Source organism: Mesorhizobium sp. M7A.F.Ca.US.011.01.1.1, assembly GCF_003998295.1.
GTDB lineage: Bacteria > Pseudomonadota > Alphaproteobacteria > Rhizobiales > Rhizobiaceae > Mesorhizobium.
The window spans coordinates 264,017-281,402 of record NZ_RZRT01000004.1 but is presented as its reverse complement, the minus strand read 5'-3'; the positions used below and the strand labels follow the sequence as shown (position 1 = coordinate 281,402).

The window sequence follows — 17,386 nt, the reverse complement described above, 5'->3', positions numbered from 1 at the left end:
GATTTGTGATCACACTTGCTTTGATCACGCTATTCGGCTTTAATTTCATCCGCAAGCCGAAAACCGGCCAAGAACGGAATTCCATGCAAAAGGCTGCCATCGAAAAGAACAACGAGGCGATCGCGGCCCAACTTGCGCCGGTCGGCCGCGAAACGGTGCAGGACCGCGTCTACTCCGAACTGCGCCGTGCCTTGATCGGCGGCCTGTTCGAGCCGAGCCAGGTGTTGACCATCCGTGGCCTGGCTGATGCGCTGGTCACTTCGACCATGCCGGTGCGCGAGGCGCTCGGCCGGCTAATCACTGAAAAGGCACTGGAGGCGCTGCCCAACCGTTCGGTGCGTGTGCCGCCGATCACATTGGAACGCCTCGACGATCTCTTGCGTGCCCGCATCCTGATCGAGGGCGAAGCGATCGCACTGGCCGCCGCCCGCATGGGCCCGCGCCAGATCGCCACCATCGAAACCATTCTCGGCGAATGGGACGAGATGCGGGCGCTGAAACACAAGAAGGACGTCGATCGCGAAGTGACGCTCAATCAGAGCTTTCATTTCGAGATCTACCGCTCCTGCGGCTCGGCGGTGCTGATCCCGATGATCGAGAGCCTGTGGCTGCAATCAGGCCCCTGCATTCGTGTCGCCATCTATGCCTTCTCGGAAGCCGGCGAGGTCGACACAGCCCAATACCACCGCCGCATCGTCACGGCACTGTCCACGCAGGATGCGCAGTCAGCGCGCGAGTCGCTGGTCGCCGACATCAGCCGACCCTTCACCTTCCTCCGCAGCAAGCTGCAGGCTGCCGCCGCGAAAGACCAGACATGACCGCCATCAGGATCACCGAGCCGCGCTCGCAGCTTTCCGTCACCGCATTGTTGCTGCCCGAGAAGGCGCCGGAAAACGCTGCCTTTCTCTTGGCCTATCTCGGCACGCCACGCGTCGTCCCAGGCATCCATGCGATGTGGACGGGGCCGGAAATCTCCTGTCCGGTTCCATCAGCCGACCTCGAGGGCCAGGCCTATGCAAAACCGTTGCCGGCCGAAAACGCGACGCTGAACCCGCAGCCGGGCGACATCGTACTGTCTTATGTGCCGCCGCGCATGTGGGGCGGCAATCCCAATGCGATCTTCGACATTGGCCTCTATTACGGGCAGGGCGCGCGCCTCTTGTTTCCGATAGGCTGGCTCGCCGGCAGCGTGGTGGCGCAAGTGCGCGCCGAAGAGCGTGATCAGTTCGCCGCCGCATGTGGGGTGATCCGGCGCAACGGTGCCTGCGACGTTACCTTCAGCCTGGTGGAGGTCTGAAATGGCTGACGACAGTTTCGAACTCTTCGATCTTCGCGTCGAGGCGGTCATCCCCGAGGGCAAGCCGATCTATTGCGGCGCCAAGGCAGGCGACTATTTCGAACTCAAGGGTGAGATGCTGTCGATGCCGGCAGGGCAAGGCATTTCGATCTATTCGCTCGCCGCCGTCTTGCCGCTGCTGGCGGCCAAGCAGCGCCCGACCCACCCGAACGACTGGATGACATCGGACGCCGAGATCGCTTGTCCCGATCCCAATTGCGCCAGCCGCCTCCGGATTGTCAGGGTGGCCAAGCGACGGTTCAGCCACGCCGAGACCACAGCGGTGCCGCTGCCGAAGGAGGATGACCTGACATGACCGCCAAGACCTTCGAACTCGGCCCCGGCTACACCATCTCGCGCGTCATTCGCGGCGGCTGGCAGCTGGCCGGCGGCCACGGCGCCATCGACCGCAGCCAAGCGGTTGCCGATCTGATCGCCACCTTCGATGCCGGCATCTGGACCTATGATTGCGCCGACATCTACACCGGTGTCGAGGAGCTCATCGGCGCGGCGCGCCTGCGGCTGGCCAGCGAGCGCGGCCTCGACGTCGCCGCCCGGATGAAGGTGCACACCAAGCTGGTGCCCGACCTGGAACGGCTGGCCAGCATCAGCCGCGACTACATCAGAGGCATCGTCGACCAGTCATTGCGGCGGCTGAAGGCCGAGCGGCTCGATCTCGTCCAGTTCCACTGGTGGGACTATGCGCAGCCTCGCTATGTCGAGGCGATGGGCTGGCTCAACGAGCTTCGGCTGGAAGGCAAGGTGCGCAATCTCGGCACCACCAATTTCGATACGCCGCGGCTCACCGAAATCCTCGCCGCCGGCATCCCGCTTGTCAGTCAACAGCTGCAGTATTCCGTGCTCGACCAGCGGCCGGGCAACAGCCTGGCGGCACTCGCAAAACAGAACGGCATCGGCTTCCTCTGTTACGGCTCGGTTGCCGGCGGCTTCCTCAGCGACAAATGGCTCGGTGCGGCCGAACCCGCCACGCCGCTCGAAAACCGCTCGCTGGTCAAATACAAGCTGATCATCGATGATTTCGGCGGCTGGGATCTGTTCCAGCACCTGCTTCAGGCACTGAAAGCCGTTGGCGACCGCCACGGCGTCGACATTGCCACCATCGCCAGCGCCTGGGTGCTGGAACAGCCGCAAGTGGCGGCTGTCATCGTCGGTGCCCGCAACCAGGCGCACGCCATTGCCAATGCGAAAATCATGGACGTGGCGCTTGACGCCGAGGACCGGGCGCGGATTGCGGCCGTCATCGCGCAAGGCACGGGCCTGGAGGGCGACGTCTACACGCTGGAGCGCGACCGCCACGGACGCCACGGTTCGATCATGCACTACAACCTCAATGCGGGGAAGAAATGAGCGGCGAACCCTCCCTGTTTTCACGCGCGAGCGCCGAAATCATCGACCTGCACCGCTTCTTCGTCGACTGGTTCGTCGCCGCGCGCGCCAACACGGTGGACTTCGGCCGCTTCGAACGCGCCATGGGTAAAGACCTCAGCATGGTGGCGCCGGACGGGCAGGTCCTCGATCGCGAAGCGGTCGTCGACCATGTCCGCTCAAGCCGCGCCTCTTGCGACGACGGTTTTGCCATTTCGATCGAGGACATCCGGCCCGGCTGGCAGGACGCCGATACCATCGTCGTCCTTTATGTCGAAGCGCAGCTGCGCGCAGGCAAGCACAGCCGCCGCCAGTCGAGCGCCGTCTTCACCACCAGTTCATCGGCGCCCAACGGCGTCGAATGGCGACATCTGCATGAGACCTGGCTGCAGGTGCCGGAACGCTGAACAGGCTCCAGAATTCAAATACAGTCGAGTAACGAAAGGGGAACAACAATGACAAAGACGATACTCCAACTCACCACCGCGCTCACCCTCGTCACGATGGCGGGTGCCGCGCAGGCAGCCGATTGCAAGATCACCGTCGGCCTCGTCATGGAACTGACCGGCCCGGCCGGCGAATACGGTCAGGCCGGGGCCAAGTCGGTCGAGATGGCCTTCCGCGACATCAACGGAGCCGGCGGTGTGCGCGGCTGCGATCTCGTCACCGATACGCGCGACAGCCAGAGCCAGGGCAACATAGCGGTCGACGCAGCCACCCAGCTGGTTCAGGTCAAGAAGGTGCCGGTCATCATCGGCGGCATCATCTCGTCTGTGTCGATCCCGATCCTGACCTCCGTCACCGCGCCAGCCAAGATCGTCCAGGTCTCGCCGGCTTCGTCCTCGCCGACGCTGACCGCGCTCGGCCGCGACGGCAAGACCAACGGCATCTTCTTCCGCACCATCACCTCGGATGCGCTGCAGGGCGTCGCCGCCGCCAAATACGCCGTCGACAAGGGTTTCAAGAAACTGTCGATCATCCACGTCAACAACGATTTCGGCGTCAACATGGTGGCCGAATTCTCGCGTGCCTATAAAGCGCTCGGCGGCACCATCGTCTCCGACACGCCCTATAACGAGAAGCAGTCGAGCTATGCCTCCGAAGTCACGGCGGCGATGGCCGGCGAACCGGACGGGCTCTATCTCGTCAGCACGCCGGTCGACGGTGCAACGGTCGCCCGTACCTGGATTTCGCAGGGCGGCGTGCAGAAATTCCTCCTCAATGACGGCATGAACAGCCCTGATTTCATCGAGTCCGTCGGCGCCGACTATCTGAAGGAAGCCTACGGCACCTCGTCCGGCACCAGCCCGACCGCTTCGACAGAGTACTTCACCAAGAACTACAAGGAATTCTCCGGCATCGAACCGACCAATCCGGCAGCCGACCGTTCCTATGACGCCGGCGCGATTGTTGGTCTCGCCATCGCCATTGCCGGTTCGGAGGATCCGGCCAAGATCAAGGACGCGATGTACAAGGCGGTCGATCCGGCCGGCGCGCCGATCTTTGCCGGCAAGGAAGAGTTCGCCAAGGCGCTCGGCTTGATCAAGGACGGCAAGCCGATCCGCTACGAAGGCGTGATCGGCCCGGTCGCCTTCGATAAATATGGCGACATCACAGGCCCGTTCCGGCTGTGGAAGATCGTCGACGGCAAGGTGGCGACGGACGGTGAAATGACCACCGACGATGTCAACGCCTTGCAAGCCAAGCTTCAGTAAGCATCATTCCGTTTTGTCCGGCATCGATTGTATCAGCATCGATGCCGGACCAAGACTATGGCTGCTTCATTGCTGCGCTCTTGCCCGGCACTCAAGTCCGTTCCGTCGCGACCTGCCTGGGGATGAGAAAGCGGGCGGCGAGCACGCAGAGCAGCACTGTGAACATCAGGATCAGCGCCACCAGCGCATTGATGTCGGGTGAGAAGCCAAGCCGCATCATCGCCCACAACCTGACCGGCAGCGTGCTCTGGGTACCTGTGACCAGGATCGTGATCATGGTCTCGTCGAACGACAGCGCGAAGGCCAGGATGGCGCCGCCGACCATGGCGCTCGACAGGTTCGGCAGGATAATGCGCCAAAAGGTCTGCCAGCCCGTGGCACCGAGATCGTAGGACGCTTCGACCAGCGTGCGGCTCATCGACTGCAGCCGCATCAGCACCGTGCGGTAGACGATCGCCAGCACGAAAACCGTATGCCCGATGACGACCGTCAAAACCGAGCGTTCGAGGCCGATTTCGCGGAAGAAGATCAGCAGCGCCAGGCCGCTGATGATCGGTGGCATCAGGAACGGCAGGAAGATGATGAACTGCAGCACCGAGCGTCCGGAACGGCGCCCGTGATAATAGAGCGCCAGCAGCGTTCCGCTGACCACCGACAGGATGACGGTGCAGACGCCGACGATCAGCGTGGTGCGCAAGGCGACCAGTATGTCGTGGTTTTCAGCCAGCGCCACATAGGTCGACAGGGTCGGCGCCGACCAGTCGACGGAGCCATGCGAAATGGTGAAGAACGACGACACGATCGGCACGAACAGCGGGCTGTAGAGCAGGACCGCAACCAGTGTCGTGATCGCGGCCAGAAAGATCGTGGACAGTCGGGGCAGGGCGCTCATACCGAAGTCCCCCGGTTGCGGCCAAAGCGTTCGCCGACGAGGATTGCGGCGATCACCACGACGGCCAGCGCCACCGACAGCGCCGCGCCGAACGGCCAGTTATAGGCCGTGCCGAACTGGCTGTAGAGGATGCGGCCGAAGGTGAAGCCGCTGATGCCGCCGACCATTTGGGGCGTCAGGAAATCGCCGATCGCCAGCACGAAGACGAAGCTCGCCGCCGAGGCCACGCCGGGCAGGCTGAGCGGCAAGGTGATGCGCAGGAAGGTCTGCAAGCCGCTCGCGCCGAGATCGTCGGAGGCGCGCAGCAGCACCTGCGGAATCCGCTCCAGCGACAGGAAGATCGGCAGGATGGCGAAGGGGATGAGCAACAATGTCAGCGTCAGCAGGATGGCGTTCATGTTGAACACGAAAAGCGTCGACGGCTCCTGCAGGATACCGAGCCCCACCAGTGCCTTGTTGAGGAAGCCGTTGAGGCCGAGGATGCTGCGGATCGCATAGATCTTGATGACGTAGCTCATCAGCAGCGGCACCAGCAGCAACATCAGCAAGGCGTAGCGCCAGCGGCCTTTCAGTGTCGTCAGGAAATAGGCGGCGGGATAGGCGAGCAGGATGCAGATGATGGCCACCGACACGCACAGCACGATGGTGTTCCAGAACACCGGGAGAAAGACCGGATCGGTGAAGAACCTGACATAGTTGCCCAGGGATAACCCGTAGACGATGGTGCCCTGGTCGACACTGAAGAAGCTGTAGCCGAGGAAGATCGCCAGCGGCACCAGGACGAAGACCACCGGCAAGGCAAACGCCAGCACTGTCACCAGCAGCGACAGCCGTCTTTCCGCATGCTGTGTCGATCCGGCTTCGCTCATGCCAGCACCAGATGGCCTTCATGCGGCGCAAACGAAAGCGATACGGTCTCGCCGGATTTGAGCGCGCTGCCGTCGACGCGGCTCGGCACGCGCAGCCGCAAGCGTTGCGCAGCATTGTCTGGGCCTGCCGCGATGGTGGCGACGCTCGATGAGCCGGCAAAGGCCATGTCGGAGATCGTGCCGGAAAAACGGTTGTCGGTGTCCTTTGCATCCGCAAGGTGCAAGGCTTCCGGACGGAATGCGGCGTAGGCGCTGGCGCCGTCCGCTGCAGCCTTCAAATGCGGCTGGTCAACGATCGAGCAGACCAGGCGGCCGAGCGCCGTCTCGATCGATCGCAGCTCGCCCTGCACCGGCCCAAGTTTTCCGGACACCAGATTGTTCTCGCCGAAGAAGCGCGCGACGAACTCGCAATTCGGCCTGTAGTAAAGGTCGTGCGGCGTGCCGAGCTGGCGGATATGACCGGCCTCCATGACGCAGATCCGATCGGCCATGCCGATGGCTTCTTCCTGGTCATGGGTGACGAACAGGAAGGTGGTCTTGATTTCGCGCTGGATGGATTTCAGGAAGATCTGCATCTGCCGGCGCAGTTCGAGGTCGAGTGCTGCGAGCGGCTCGTCGAGCAGGATCAGGCGCGGCTGGCAGATCAGCGCACGGGCGAGCGCGACGCGCTGGCGCTGGCCGCCGGAGAGCTGCGCGGGAAAGCGGTCGGCGAAACGCCCAAGCTGGACTAACTCCAGCGCCTCCGCGACACGGCGCGCGATTTCCTTGCGCTGGATATGGCGAACCGAAAGCCCGTAGCCGACATTGCCGGAAACGGTCAGGTGCGGGAACAGCGCATAGTCCTGAAACACGGTGTTGAACGGCCGCCGGTTGATCGGCATGCGGCTGATGTCTTGCCCATCCAGGCGGATCTCGCCCGACGTCAGCGACTCCAGCCCGCCGATCAGCCGCAGCACCGTGGTCTTGCCGGAGCCGGATGGTCCAAGAACGGTGAGGAACTCACCGTCCTTGATCGACAGGTCAATGTCGTGCAGCACGGGGACCGTGCCGTAGGATTTCGAGACGGACCGCAGCGTCAAGAGGTCGGTGTTCTGGTTCATGAAATACTCTCGCATACGCTTCGGCGGTCCGGAACTCCGGACCGCCGGGTCCTTCGAAGGCATAGAGCGGAAAGATCAGGGCGTTGCCTTGACCTCGTTCCACATGTCCGAACGCTTGAGCGGGTCCTCGACATTGTTGAGCCAGACCAGCTTGTCGTTGCCGCCGGCGCTTCCGGTTTCCGTCACCGTGTTGCCGAAGCCGGTGCGCTCGGAAAGCTCGCCGCCGACCTTCTTGCTCAGCATGAAGTCGATCCACTTCTCGGCCGCCGCATTGTCGCGGACACCCTTGGAAATGACCCAGTTGTCGAGCCAGGCGAGCGCGCCCTCGCTTGGATTGACGTAGGCGACATGGGCGCCGATCTTCTGCAGCGCCTTGACCTGCTGCTGGCCGTAATTGGCCCAGATCAGGGCCACATCATTGTTCTGGTAGATCTGCTGCGCCTCGTCGGCGGTGGTGTAGAAGCTCAGCACGTTGCGCTTGAGTTCGACCAGCTTGGCCTTGACCGCTGCCATCTGCTCTTCGTTGAGGTTGAACGGATCCTTGTAGCCGAGCGTCAGTGCGGTGAACGAGAAATTGTGCTCGCCATTGTCGTAGGCCAACACCTTGCCCTTGTATGCCGGGTCCCACAGGACCGACATCGAAGTCGGCGCCGGCTTGACCTTGTCGGTGTCGTAGATCAGGCCGATGGAGTCGAAGCAGAACGGAATGCCGTAGACCTTGCCGTCCTTGGTGACGCCGCTCACCGCGGTCAGATCGCGGAAGCGCGGCAGCACTTCTTTCTGGTTGGCGAGCTTCGTCACGTCGATCGGCGACACCAAGTCGGCCTTGATGTAGCGCTGCAGCTGGGCGGTGTTGACGGCGAAGACGTCGAAGTCCTGGCCTTCGCTGCCCTTGATCTTGGCCCAGATCTCGTCGTCGCTGCCGATAAAGACGACATCGACGCCGATGCCGGTCGCAGCGGTGAAGTCCTTGACCCAGTCCGGGTCGGCGTAGCCGTCCCAGGCCAGAACCCGCAGGTTCGCGGCGAGCGCCGCCGATGTCATCAGGCCGATGCCGAGCCCGATCGTTGCCATTCTTAGAAACAGTTTTTTCAGTCCCATTTTCAATCTCCCATTTGTCATTCTGGTGGACCGCAGTTTCCGGACCTTCGCAGTCACAGCTGTGTGACGGCGACCAGTCCCTCGTCCGGCACCGACACCATCCGGTTGCGCAGTGGCTTGCCGAATGTCTGTGCCTGGATTTCATATTCGTCGCCGGAAGCCGTCTTGACGCCGGAGGCGTAGCTCATCACCGCCGCGCCGAAGAAATAGGCATGCAGGTCGCCCGCCCTGCGGTGCATCGGGTAGCGGAAATGGAAGTGTTCGAGATTGGCGATCGAGTGCGACATGTGCGCCTCGCCCGACAGGAACTCTTGCTCCCAGATAACGGTGCCGTCGCGCAGGATGCGCGAATGGCCGCGCACTTCGTCGGGCAGGTCGCCGATCAGCAGTTCCGGGCCGATTGAGCAGGAGCGCAGCTTGGAATGGGCGAGATAGAGGTAGTTCTCGGCTTCCGTCACATGGTCGGAATATTCGTTGCCGAGCGCATAGCCGATGCGGTAGGGGCGGCCGTCCGGCCCATTGAGATAGAGGCCGACGATCTCGGCCTCTTCGGCGCCGGCGCGCGCGAAGGCCGGCATCGGCAGCGGCGCACCGGGTGGCACGACACAGGTGCCGACACCCTTGAAGAACCATTCGGGCTGGATGCCGATCTGCCCGGCGGCGGGCTTGCCGCCCTCCAGGCCCATGCGGAAGATCTTCAGCGAATCCGATTCCTCGGCATCCTCGCCATGGGTCAGCACATGCATCTTGTCGCGTGCGGCCGCACTTCCTGTATGGGTCAGGCCCGTGCCGGTGACCAGGAAGCGCGCCGGTTCCGGGTGGTCGACCGGGGCCAGCACGCGGCCGTCGCGCAACAGCTGGTCGTAGTCGATTGTCGCGGTGCCCGTCCGCTTCTCGACCAGCGCTGCGATCGACGTGCCCTGGGCGATTGCCGCTTCGGCCAGCTCCAGCACGCTGCTGGTCTTTTCGAGCGGGTGCAAATGATTGCCGTCATCGGAGACACGGCCAACCCGTCTGCTGCCGTCGGCCATTCTGAACTGAACAAGACGCATGAACTAACCTTCTTTCCCTAGGACTGTACGGGTCACACCCAGCCCGCATCGACGATGAACTGCTGGCTCGTGCACATGCGGCTGTCGTCGGCGGCGAGGAACAGCGCCATGCGCGCGATATCGGAGGGTTGCAGCCGGTCGGGCAGGCACTGCCTTTCCTCGATCTGGCGTTCGCCGGCCGGGTTCAGCCACAGACGCATCTGGCGCTCGGTCATCACCCAGCCCGGCACCATGCAGTTGACGCGGATGCGTTCGGGGCCGAGTTCGCGGGCCAGCGCCCGCGTCATGCCGTAAATAGCGGCTTTCGCGGTGACATAGGCTGGGCAATCCGGATCGCCGACCATCCAGGTGATGGAGCCGAAATTGATGATCGAGCCGCCGCCCAGCGTGCTCATCTGCGGACGCACCGCTTGCGCCGCGAAGAACTGGTGGCGCAGATTGACCGCCATGCGGTCGTCCCAATAGGCAACCGTCACGTCCTTGGTCTGGTGGCGGTCGTCATTGCCGGCATTGTTGCACAGCGCCTGGATGGGGCCGTTGTGCCGCATCGCCTGCACGGTGGCTGCCTGCAACTCTTCGACGTTGCGCAAGTCGCAGGGAATGAACAGCGGCGCGGGATGTCCCTCGGCCGCGATCGCGTCGAGCAGGAGCCGGGACGGTTCCTCGGCCATGTCGACGAAGGCGACACGGCTGCCTTGCGCGCAGAAATGGCGCACCAGGCTTTCGCCGATGCCGCTGCCGCCGCCGGTTATGAAGACACTGCGGCCCTTGAGGCTTGGGTAGATGGCGTAGCTGCCGATTTCGTCCGTCATCGCGCGCGCCTCCCCTAGTGCGAATGCCGAGGAATGCCGGCATCGCGCCGGCCGACGAGAAAGTCGAAATCGCAGCCCTTGTCGGCCTGCAGCACGCGCTCGACATAGAGGCTCTGGTAGCCGCCTTCCGGCGGCGCCGGGGGCTTCCAGTCACGCCGGCGGATTGCAAGCTCCTCATCCGACACCAAGAGCTCCAGCCGGCGGCCGGCGACATCGAGCTCGATGAGGTCACCGTCGCGCACCAGCGCAAGCGCGCCACCTGCGGCTGCTTCCGGTGCCACATGCAGAACCACGGTGCCGTAGGCGGTGCCGCTCATGCGCGCGTCCGAAATGCGAACCATGTCGGAGACGCCCTGCTTGAGCAGTTTGGCCGGCAGCGGCATGTTGCCGACCTCGGCCATTCCGGGATAACCGCGCGGCCCGCAGTTCTTGAGCACCATCACCGAGGAGGCGTCGATATCCAGGTCCGGATCGTCGATGCGCGCGTAGTAGTGCTCGATGTTCTCGAACACCACCGCCTTGCCGCGATGCTGCATCAGTTCGGGCGTTGCCGCGGACGGCTTGATGACCGCCCCGTCAGGCGCCAGATTGCCGCGCAGGATCGAGATGCCGCCCTCCTTGGTCAGCGGCTGGCTCAGCGGCCGGATCACCTCGCTATTGTAGTTGGGCGCGCCGTCGATCAGTTCACCGATGGTCTTGGCGCTGACGGTCATGGCGTCGCGATGAAGAAGCCCCACTTCATCAAGCGACGCCATGACCGCAGCTAGCCCCCCGGCGTAGTAGAAATCTTCCATCAGGAACCGCCCCGACGGCATCAGGTCGACAATGGTTGGAACGTCACGGCCAAGGCGGTCCCAGTCATCGAGGCTGAGATCGACACCGATCCGGTTGGCGATGGCGATCAGATGCAGCACCGCATTGGTCGAACCACCGATCGCGCCGTTGACTCGAATGGCGTTCTCGAATGCTTGCCGGGTGAGGATCTGCGCAATCGTCACATCCCTGCGAACCAGATCGACGATCTGGCGTCCGGCCATCTGGGCGAGCACGCCACGGCGCGAATCCACCGCCGGGATCGCGGCATTGTCCGGCATGCCGATGCCGAGCGCCTCCACCATGCTGGCCATGGTCGAGGCCGTCCCCATTGTCATGCAACTGCCCGCAGACCGGCTTTGGCCCTGCTCGGCGGCGAGGAAGTCGGCGACCGGCATCCGACCGGCCTTCACTTCCTCGGCGAATTTCCAGACATGCGTGCCCGAGCCGATATCCTGTCCGCGGAACTTGCCGTTGAGCATCGGCCCGCCGGAAACGGCGATGGTCGGCAGGTTGCACGACGCGGCGCCCATCAGCAGCGCCGGCGTGGTCTTGTCGCAACCGACCAGCAGGATGACGCCGTCGATCGGATTGCCGCGGATGGACTCTTCGACATCCATGCTGACCAGATTGCGAAACAGCATGGCGGTGGGGCGCATGTTGCTCTCGCCCAGCGACATCACAGGGAATTCGAGCGGCAGGCCGCCGGCTTCATAGACGCCGCGTTTGACGTGATCGGCCAGCGCCCGCAGATGGGCATTGCATGGGGTCAGCTCCGACCAGGTGTTGCAAATGCCGATCACCGGGCGGCCGTCGAAAGCGTCGGCGGGGATGCCCTGGTTCTTCATCCAGCTGCGGTGCATGAAGGCATTCTTGCCCTCACCGCCGAACCAGGCCTCTGATCGCAGCTTGCGTTTTGTCTCGGTCACGATGTCTGTTCCCGATCCTGGCGGCGCTTGTTGCGGTTCTCGACGCTGCGGCGCACGTCTTCCTCGGCATTGTCGATGAGCACCAGCAGCGCCTTTTGCGCGCCTGCCGCGTCGCCTGATGCAATCTTTTCGGCCACTTCGCGGTGCAGCGGCAAAGAATGGCGCTGCCCTTCCGGATTGTCGTTTGAGAGGCGAAAGCTCATCACCAATGCGGTTTCGACCAGTGCCGCCAGCGAGCCGATCAGCTCGTTGCCGGTCATGCGCAGGATGGTCTGGTGGAACAAGAGGTCAGGCTTGGCGAAGCGGTCGTCGTCGTCGACAACCGCTTCCATTTCGGCCAGCGCGGCATTGATCTCGGCAATTTGCGCCGGCGTGGCGCGCTGGGCGGCAAGTGCGGCCGACATCGGTTCAATGGCTCGCCGCAATTCGAACAGTGCCCGGACATCGTCGGCACTGACACCGCCGGCGTAGCGCCATGACAGCACATCCGGATCGAGGAAATTCCAGTCGGCACGCAGACGCACCCGTGTGCCGGTCTTCGGCCGCGATTCGACCAGCCCCTTGCCGGCCAGCACCTTGATCGCCTCGCGCAGCACCGTGCGGCTGACCCCCAGCATCTCGCTGGAATCGTCGGCATTGGGCAGCGCCTCGCCGGGCAGGAAATCGCCTTGCACGATGCGCAATCCGATCTGCTCGACGACAGTCGCATGCAGCGCCGTCGAGCCGCTGGAAACCGCCACCGCAACTCTTGACGTGCGCGCCGTGCTGAAAGATTTGTTATTCTTCATACTATTCATATGATATGTCTTATAGGCGTGGCGATTGGAGTCAAGGGATGGGGGAGTGCCGATGACAAAGAGTTCCGCTGCCGTTGCCGAGCAGCATCAAGAGCTGGTCTCGATCAGCGACGGTATTGCGACAGTCGAAATTGCGCCGGCCGCCGGCGGCGCGTTGGCGTCGTATCGCGGCGACAAAACGGGTCCGTCGTGGATTGGCTGCGCCCTGCGCATCCGGCGGCGATCAACAGCCGCGATGCCGGCGCCATGGCCTGCTTCCCGCTGGTGCCCTATTCCAATCGCATAAGGGGTGGCCGCTTCGAATTCGCGGGCCGCACCGTCGAACTGCCGACCAGCCCGGAAGATCCGCATCATGAGCATGGCCATGGCTGGCGTCGGCCATGGACAGTCGTGCGGCACGAAGCCGGCGCCACCGTCCTGTCCTATCGCCATGCCGCCGATTCCTGGCCGTGGAGCTATGAGGCAAGGCAAGCGATCTCGCTGGTCGATGGCGGGCTGATCATTGCCCTTTCGCTGCGCAACCTCTCGGACATGCCAATGCCGGCAGGCTTCGGCCTCCATCCCTATTTCCCGTCGACACCGTGGACACATGTCCAGGCGCGGGTATCCGGCATGTGGGAGACCGATGCCGAAATCCTGCCCACCCGGCACTTCCTTCCGCCAGCTGGTTCCAACCCGACCACGGGCTTCGACGTATCGGAGACGGACTTCGACACGGTCTTCACCGGATGGTCGCGCCGCGCCCGGATCTCCTGGCCGGAGCTTGGACGGCAACTGGACATCGAGGCCGAGGCGCCACTCGATTTCCTTGTCCTCTACACGCCGCCCGGCGAGCCGTTCTTTTGCGCCGAGCCGATCAGCAACATCACCGATGCCTTCAATCGCAGGGACGCGGGCATCGACACTGGCTGCATCGTATTGGTACCCGGGCAGATGCGATCCGCATGCGTTCGCTTCACGCCTTCGCAGGCGGCCTGATCGCCAATCTGTGCCGCATCAACTGCTTTGCCTTGCCGCTTCGCGGATGGTCTGCAGCAGGATGGAAAAGGCCGGCGAGGGCGCCGTGTCGGTTCGCATCGTCAGGCCAACCGGTCCCTTGGTTTCCTCGGTGTTGACCGGCAGGGCGACGAAGGCGCCGCTGCCGAGTTCGTTGGCAACGACGCCGGCCGAAATGATCCAGACGGCATTGCTCTGCCGCAGGAAGGCGCGGCCGAAGGAGTCCGAGACGGTTTCGATCTCGGTTGCCGGCGCCGTCATGCCGTTGGTGATGAACAGCCGGTCGACGAAGGGACGGATGACCGATTCCCGTGTCGGCATCAGTATTGGGAATTCATCGAGCCGTGCGAACACATCCTGTCCCGGGTCAAGCAGCGGATGTCCCGCCCGCACCACGAACAGCACCGGTTCGGAATAGAGGTGCTCGAAGAAGAAGCCGATCATGTTTTCCGGCGCCGCCAGCCGTCCGACGACGAGATCGAGCGCGCCGGTGCGCAACTGTTCGAGCAGCACCGCATTCTCGCCGGTGACGATCTTGATCGCCGCACCGGTGCCCTCTTTGAGGAACAGGCTCATGGCAAGCGGCATCACCCGGGCCGACACCGTCGGCAGCGCGCCGATGCGGATCGGGTGCCGGTTGACCGCTCCGTCCTGCCGGACGGAATCGACGCCTTGCTTGAGTGCCGTGATCGCCGTGCCGGCATGGCGAAGGAAGATTTCGCCGATGCGCGTCAGCCTAATGCCGCGGCCGTCGCGCTCCACCACCGCAACACCCAGCGCCTCTTCCAACTCGCGCAATGTCTTGGTCACCGCCGGCGGGCTGACATGCAGCAAATCGGCCGCCCTCGCCACGCTGCCTTGCCGCGCAACTTCCAGGAATGCCTGCAGGTGACGGAACCGGATGCGGCTCTCGGACATGGATTTGATAACCCCTGAGTTAATGAAACGGGGCAAAATATCATTTTACCGAACCAAACGCCTTGTGCAATGTGGGGATGGAGGATCGAAATCGTGCCATTCGTCACCATCGGCGGCATCACGCTGCACCATCGCCACATCAAGGCGACCGGCAATGCGCGCCCAATCATATTCATCAATTCACTCGGCACCGACTTCCGGATCTGGGACGAAATTGTCTCGGCGCTCGATGGTGAAATGCCGCTGCTGGTCTACGACAAACGCGGTCACGGGTTGTCCGATATCGGCGACATCAGGTCGATCGACGATCATGTCGATGATCTCTCGGCGCTCATCGATCATTTCGGGTTGGACAAGGTCGTGCTGTGTGGCCTGTCGGTCGGCGGCCTGATCGCACAAGGCTTCTATCGCAGGCGCCCAGAAATTGTCGAAGGCCTGATCCTGTGCGACACGGCCCACAAGATCGGCACGACAGAGAGCTGGAACACACGCATCGCGACGGTCGAAAGCAAGGGCATCCAGGCCATTGCCGATGGCGTGCTCAAAGTGTGGTTCACCCCCGCCTTCCACGCTGCGCGCTTGGCCGAGCTGGACGGTTATTGGAACATGATGACGAGGCAAGCGCTCGCCGGTTACATCGGGACTTGCGCGGCCGTTCGCGATGCGGATTTCACCGATGCTGCACGCCACATCGCGGTGCCGACGCTCTGCGTCGCCGGCGATCAGGATGGCTCGACGCCTCCCGATCTCGTCCGCTCGCTGGCCGAGCTGATCCCCGCCGCGCGCTTCGAGATCATCCGCGACGCCGGACACATTCCTTGCGTCGAACAACCCGAAGCGCTGGTCGCCCTGATCCGCAGTTTTATCGCGTCGCTTGCCCCTGGAGCAGAAACCCATGGATGAAGTCCCCGGCGACGCAGCCAGATATCGCAAGGGGCTTGCGGTGCGGCGCTCGGTGCTCGGCGACCGGCATGTCGACCGGGCCGAAATTGCCGCCACCGATTTCGACCAGCCTTTCCAGGAGCTGATCACCGAGGCTGCCTGGGGAACCGTGTGGGCGCGGCCGGGCTTCACAAAGCGTGAGCGTTCGATCGTCACGCTGGCGCTGCTGGCCGCACTCGGCCATGATGAGGAGATCGCCATGCATGTGCGCGCCACCGTCAACACCGGTGCGTCGCGCGACGACGTCTGCGAGGCGTTCCTGCATGTCGCCATCTATGCCGGCGTGCCGGCCGCCAACCGTGCCTTCAGAATAGCCAAGGACGTGTTTTCGGAAATGGACGGAGCCAGGAATGCCCGCTGAGTCCGGCTCGACGAGGCCCGAGACCGGCGCCTTCTTCCGGCGCGATCGGACCTGGCATCCGCCGGCTCTGACGCCGAATTATAAGACCTCGATGCTGCGCTCGCCGCAAAAAGCCCCCCTCGTTTTCGACAACACGCTGTCGGAGATTGCAGGCCCCGTTTTCGGCCACGCAATATTGGGCGAACTTGACGCCGACCTGATCCACAATTTCGCCAGGCCCGGCGAGAGCGCGCTCGGCGAGCGGATTATCGTCCATGGCCGAGTGCTCGACGAGCGCGGCATTGGCGTGCCCGGCGCGCTGCTCGAATTCTGGCAGGCCAATGCCGGTGGCCGCTATCGCCATAAGAGGGATGGCTATCTGGCGCCACTCGATCCGAATTTTGGCGGTTGCGGCCGCACTATTACAGGCGAGGATGGCGGCTATGCCTTTCGCACCGTCAAACCCGGCCCCTATCCCTGGCCGAACGGCCCGAATGACTGGCGGCCCTCGCATATCCATTTCTCGGTCTTCGGCCACGGCTTTGCGCAGCGGCTGATCACGCAGATGTATTTCGCGGGCGACCCGCTGATCTGGCACTGCCCGATCGTGCGCGGCATCCCCGACAAGACAGCCGTTGAGACGCTGATCGCCGCGCTCGACATGCAAGCGACGATCCCCTTCGACGCGCTCGCCTACAAGTTCGACATCGTGCTGCGCGGGCGCCGCGCGTCGCTGTTCGAAAACAGGCTGGAGGGCAATTGATGGCCCAGTCGCTCGACAGGCTCAGGGAAAGCCCTTCGCAGACCGCCGGACCCTATGTCCATATCGGGCTAACGCCCAATTTCTGCGGCATCGGCGGCGTTTACCCGACCGACCTTGGTGCGACCATGGTCAATGACAAGACCAAGGGCGAGCGCATCGGTCTGCGCATCCGGGTGCTCGACGGCACCGGCACGCCGCTCAAGGACGCGCTGATCGAGACCTGGCAGGCGGATGCGGACGGACTTTACAACTCGCCCGCCGAACTGCGCGGCACCGCCGATCCGAACTTTTTCGGCTGGGGCCGTTGCGCGACCGACATGGACACCGGCCTGTGCACGTTCGAGACGATCAAGCCGGGCCGAGTGCCGTCCAGGGATGGACGCCTGATGGCGCCGCACATCACGCTCTGGGTCGTCGCCCGCGGCATCAATCTCGGCCTGCACACAAGGCTGTATTTTTCCGATGAGGAAAAGGCCAATGCCGAAGATCCGATCCTCGCGTGTATCGAGCACCGCGTTCGCGTGCCGACGCTGATCGCCGAGCGCCAAGGCGATATGTATGTCTTCGACGTCCATCTCCAGGGGGAGAAGGAAACGGTCTTCTTCGATAGCTGATGCTCAGGAGG

At 63.4% G+C, this 17,386-nt stretch carries 20 protein-coding genes; 11 read left to right on the top strand and 9 right to left on the bottom strand.

Annotated elements, in window-relative coordinates; translation table 11 throughout:
* The first annotated feature begins 83 nt into the window (after positions 1–83).
* From EOA13_RS08175 to EOA13_RS08150, 6 genes are read left to right on the top strand one after another with little or no spacing between them, the layout of a single operon-like run.
* Entirely contained in the window at positions 84–818 is a 735-nt protein-coding gene (locus EOA13_RS08175; protein WP_127291188.1) for a GntR family transcriptional regulator, read from the top strand.
* Entirely contained in the window at positions 815–1,297 is a 483-nt protein-coding gene (locus EOA13_RS08170; protein ID WP_127291186.1) for a DUF3830 family protein, read from the top strand. Before EOA13_RS08175 ends, EOA13_RS08170 begins: the two co-directional genes overlap by 4 nt.
* A 1-nt stretch (position 1,298) precedes the next feature.
* A complete protein-coding gene (locus EOA13_RS08165) occupies positions 1,299–1,652 on the top strand; it encodes a TIGR04076 family protein (protein ID WP_127291184.1) in 354 nt (117 codons plus the stop codon).
* Complete coding sequence (locus EOA13_RS08160; protein WP_127291182.1) at positions 1,649–2,704, top strand: aldo/keto reductase; 1,056 nt, start codon at positions 1,649–1,651, stop codon at positions 2,702–2,704. Before EOA13_RS08165 ends, EOA13_RS08160 begins: the two co-directional genes overlap by 4 nt.
* The gene (locus EOA13_RS08155; protein ID WP_023808818.1) at positions 2,701–3,129 is read left to right on the top strand and encodes a DUF4440 domain-containing protein; all 429 of its coding nucleotides are present in this window, start codon (positions 2,701–2,703) and stop codon (positions 3,127–3,129) included. Before EOA13_RS08160 ends, EOA13_RS08155 begins: the two co-directional genes overlap by 4 nt.
* Before the next feature lie 48 nt (positions 3,130–3,177).
* Positions 3,178–4,437: an ABC transporter substrate-binding protein gene (locus EOA13_RS08150; RefSeq protein WP_127291180.1), complete on the top strand. Its 1,260-nt coding sequence runs from the start codon at positions 3,178–3,180 to the stop codon at positions 4,435–4,437.
* A gap of 91 nt (positions 4,438–4,528) precedes the next feature.
* Here the strand turns inward: EOA13_RS08150 and EOA13_RS08145 are convergent, their stop codons facing one another.
* The 8 genes from EOA13_RS08145 to EOA13_RS08110 all read right to left on the bottom strand — a co-directional run bounded on the left by EOA13_RS08145 (position 4,529) and on the right by EOA13_RS08110 (position 12,745).
* A complete protein-coding gene (locus tag EOA13_RS08145; RefSeq protein WP_127291178.1) occupies positions 4,529–5,329 on the bottom strand; it encodes an ABC transporter permease in 801 nt (266 codons plus the stop codon).
* Entirely contained in the window at positions 5,326–6,198 is an 873-nt protein-coding gene (locus tag EOA13_RS08140) for an ABC transporter permease (protein ID WP_127291176.1), read from the bottom strand. Before EOA13_RS08140 ends, EOA13_RS08145 begins: the two co-directional genes overlap by 4 nt.
* Positions 6,195–7,298: an ABC transporter ATP-binding protein gene (locus EOA13_RS08135; RefSeq protein WP_127291174.1), complete on the bottom strand. Its 1,104-nt coding sequence runs from the start codon at positions 7,296–7,298 to the stop codon at positions 6,195–6,197. Before EOA13_RS08135 ends, EOA13_RS08140 begins: the two co-directional genes overlap by 4 nt.
* Positions 7,299–7,373: 75 nt before the next feature.
* Positions 7,374–8,399: an ABC transporter substrate-binding protein gene (locus EOA13_RS08130; RefSeq protein ID WP_127291172.1), complete on the bottom strand. Its 1,026-nt coding sequence runs from the start codon at positions 8,397–8,399 to the stop codon at positions 7,374–7,376.
* Positions 8,400–8,452: 53 nt separating this feature from the next.
* Positions 8,453–9,451 (bottom strand): AraD1 family protein, encoded by a 999-nt coding sequence (gene araD1 / locus EOA13_RS08125; RefSeq protein ID WP_127291170.1) that lies wholly within the window; start codon positions 9,449–9,451, stop codon positions 8,453–8,455.
* 32 nt (positions 9,452–9,483) lie between these two features.
* Positions 9,484–10,263, bottom strand: coding sequence for an SDR family oxidoreductase (locus EOA13_RS08120; RefSeq protein ID WP_127291168.1), 780 nt, complete (start codon positions 10,261–10,263; stop codon positions 9,484–9,486).
* Positions 10,264–10,277: 14 nt separating this feature from the next.
* Positions 10,278–12,005, bottom strand: a complete 1,728-nt coding sequence (locus tag EOA13_RS08115; protein WP_127291166.1) for an IlvD/Edd family dehydratase — start codon at positions 12,003–12,005, stop codon at positions 10,278–10,280.
* Entirely contained in the window at positions 12,002–12,745 is a 744-nt protein-coding gene (locus EOA13_RS08110) for a FadR/GntR family transcriptional regulator (protein ID WP_127291164.1), read from the bottom strand. The genes EOA13_RS08115 and EOA13_RS08110 overlap by 4 nt, the downstream gene beginning before the upstream one ends.
* Before the next feature lie 246 nt (positions 12,746–12,991).
* Here EOA13_RS08110 and EOA13_RS08105 point away from each other — a divergent pair, with 246 nt between their 5' ends.
* Positions 12,992–13,780: an aldose 1-epimerase gene (locus EOA13_RS08105; RefSeq protein ID WP_245490329.1), complete on the top strand. Its 789-nt coding sequence runs from the start codon at positions 12,992–12,994 to the stop codon at positions 13,778–13,780.
* A gap of 18 nt (positions 13,781–13,798) precedes the next feature.
* On the opposite strand, the gene pcaQ is transcribed toward EOA13_RS08105, so the two are convergent.
* The gene (gene pcaQ, locus EOA13_RS08100; RefSeq protein WP_127291162.1) at positions 13,799–14,716 is read right to left on the bottom strand and encodes a pca operon transcription factor PcaQ; all 918 of its coding nucleotides are present in this window, start codon (positions 14,714–14,716) and stop codon (positions 13,799–13,801) included.
* A 93-nt stretch (positions 14,717–14,809) separates the two neighbouring features.
* On the opposite strand from pcaQ, the gene pcaD reads away from it, so the two are divergent.
* From pcaD to pcaG, 4 genes are read left to right on the top strand one after another with little or no spacing between them, the layout of a single operon-like run.
* Positions 14,810–15,619, top strand: coding sequence for a 3-oxoadipate enol-lactonase (pcaD, locus tag EOA13_RS08095; protein ID WP_127291160.1), 810 nt, complete (start codon positions 14,810–14,812; stop codon positions 15,617–15,619).
* The gene (pcaC, locus tag EOA13_RS08090) at positions 15,612–16,019 is read left to right on the top strand and encodes a 4-carboxymuconolactone decarboxylase (RefSeq protein WP_127291158.1); all 408 of its coding nucleotides are present in this window, start codon (positions 15,612–15,614) and stop codon (positions 16,017–16,019) included. The genes pcaD and pcaC overlap by 8 nt, the downstream gene beginning before the upstream one ends.
* Positions 16,009–16,761 (top strand): protocatechuate 3,4-dioxygenase subunit beta, encoded by a 753-nt coding sequence (pcaH, locus tag EOA13_RS08085; RefSeq protein ID WP_127291156.1) that lies wholly within the window; start codon positions 16,009–16,011, stop codon positions 16,759–16,761. The genes pcaC and pcaH overlap by 11 nt, the downstream gene beginning before the upstream one ends.
* The gene (pcaG, locus tag EOA13_RS08080; protein ID WP_127291154.1) at positions 16,761–17,375 is read left to right on the top strand and encodes a protocatechuate 3,4-dioxygenase subunit alpha; all 615 of its coding nucleotides are present in this window, start codon (positions 16,761–16,763) and stop codon (positions 17,373–17,375) included. Before pcaH ends, pcaG begins: the two co-directional genes overlap by 1 nt.
* Positions 17,376–17,386 lie beyond the last annotated feature (11 nt).

Bases quoted from the DNA above. Each gene is read 5' to 3' on its own strand.
- EOA13_RS08175 (WP_127291188.1), top strand. From the start codon at position 84: ATGCAAAAGGCTGCCATCGAAAAGAACAACGAGGCGATCGCGGCCCAA.
- EOA13_RS08170 (WP_127291186.1), top strand. From the start codon at position 815: ATGACCGCCATCAGGATCACCGAGCCGCGCTCGCAGCTTTCCGTCACC.
- EOA13_RS08165 (WP_127291184.1), top strand. From the start codon at position 1,299: ATGGCTGACGACAGTTTCGAACTCTTCGATCTTCGCGTCGAGGCGGTC.
- EOA13_RS08160 (WP_127291182.1), top strand. From the start codon at position 1,649: ATGACCGCCAAGACCTTCGAACTCGGCCCCGGCTACACCATCTCGCGC.
- EOA13_RS08155 (WP_023808818.1), top strand. From the start codon at position 2,701: ATGAGCGGCGAACCCTCCCTGTTTTCACGCGCGAGCGCCGAAATCATC.
- EOA13_RS08150 (WP_127291180.1), top strand. From the start codon at position 3,178: ATGACAAAGACGATACTCCAACTCACCACCGCGCTCACCCTCGTCACG.
- EOA13_RS08145 (WP_127291178.1), bottom strand. From the start codon at position 5,329: ATGAGCGCCCTGCCCCGACTGTCCACGATCTTTCTGGCCGCGATCACG.
- EOA13_RS08140 (WP_127291176.1), bottom strand. From the start codon at position 6,198: ATGAGCGAAGCCGGATCGACACAGCATGCGGAAAGACGGCTGTCGCTG.
- EOA13_RS08135 (WP_127291174.1), bottom strand. From the start codon at position 7,298: ATGAACCAGAACACCGACCTCTTGACGCTGCGGTCCGTCTCGAAATCC.
- EOA13_RS08130 (WP_127291172.1), bottom strand. From the start codon at position 8,399: ATGGGACTGAAAAAACTGTTTCTAAGAATGGCAACGATCGGGCTCGGC.
- araD1 (WP_127291170.1), bottom strand. From the start codon at position 9,451: ATGCGTCTTGTTCAGTTCAGAATGGCCGACGGCAGCAGACGGGTTGGC.
- EOA13_RS08120 (WP_127291168.1), bottom strand. From the start codon at position 10,263: ATGACGGACGAAATCGGCAGCTACGCCATCTACCCAAGCCTCAAGGGC.
- pcaQ (WP_127291162.1), bottom strand. From the start codon at position 14,716: ATGTCCGAGAGCCGCATCCGGTTCCGTCACCTGCAGGCATTCCTGGAA.
- pcaC (WP_127291158.1), top strand. From the start codon at position 15,612: ATGGATGAAGTCCCCGGCGACGCAGCCAGATATCGCAAGGGGCTTGCG.
- pcaH (WP_127291156.1), top strand. From the start codon at position 16,009: ATGCCCGCTGAGTCCGGCTCGACGAGGCCCGAGACCGGCGCCTTCTTC.
- pcaG (WP_127291154.1), top strand. From the start codon at position 16,761: ATGGCCCAGTCGCTCGACAGGCTCAGGGAAAGCCCTTCGCAGACCGCC.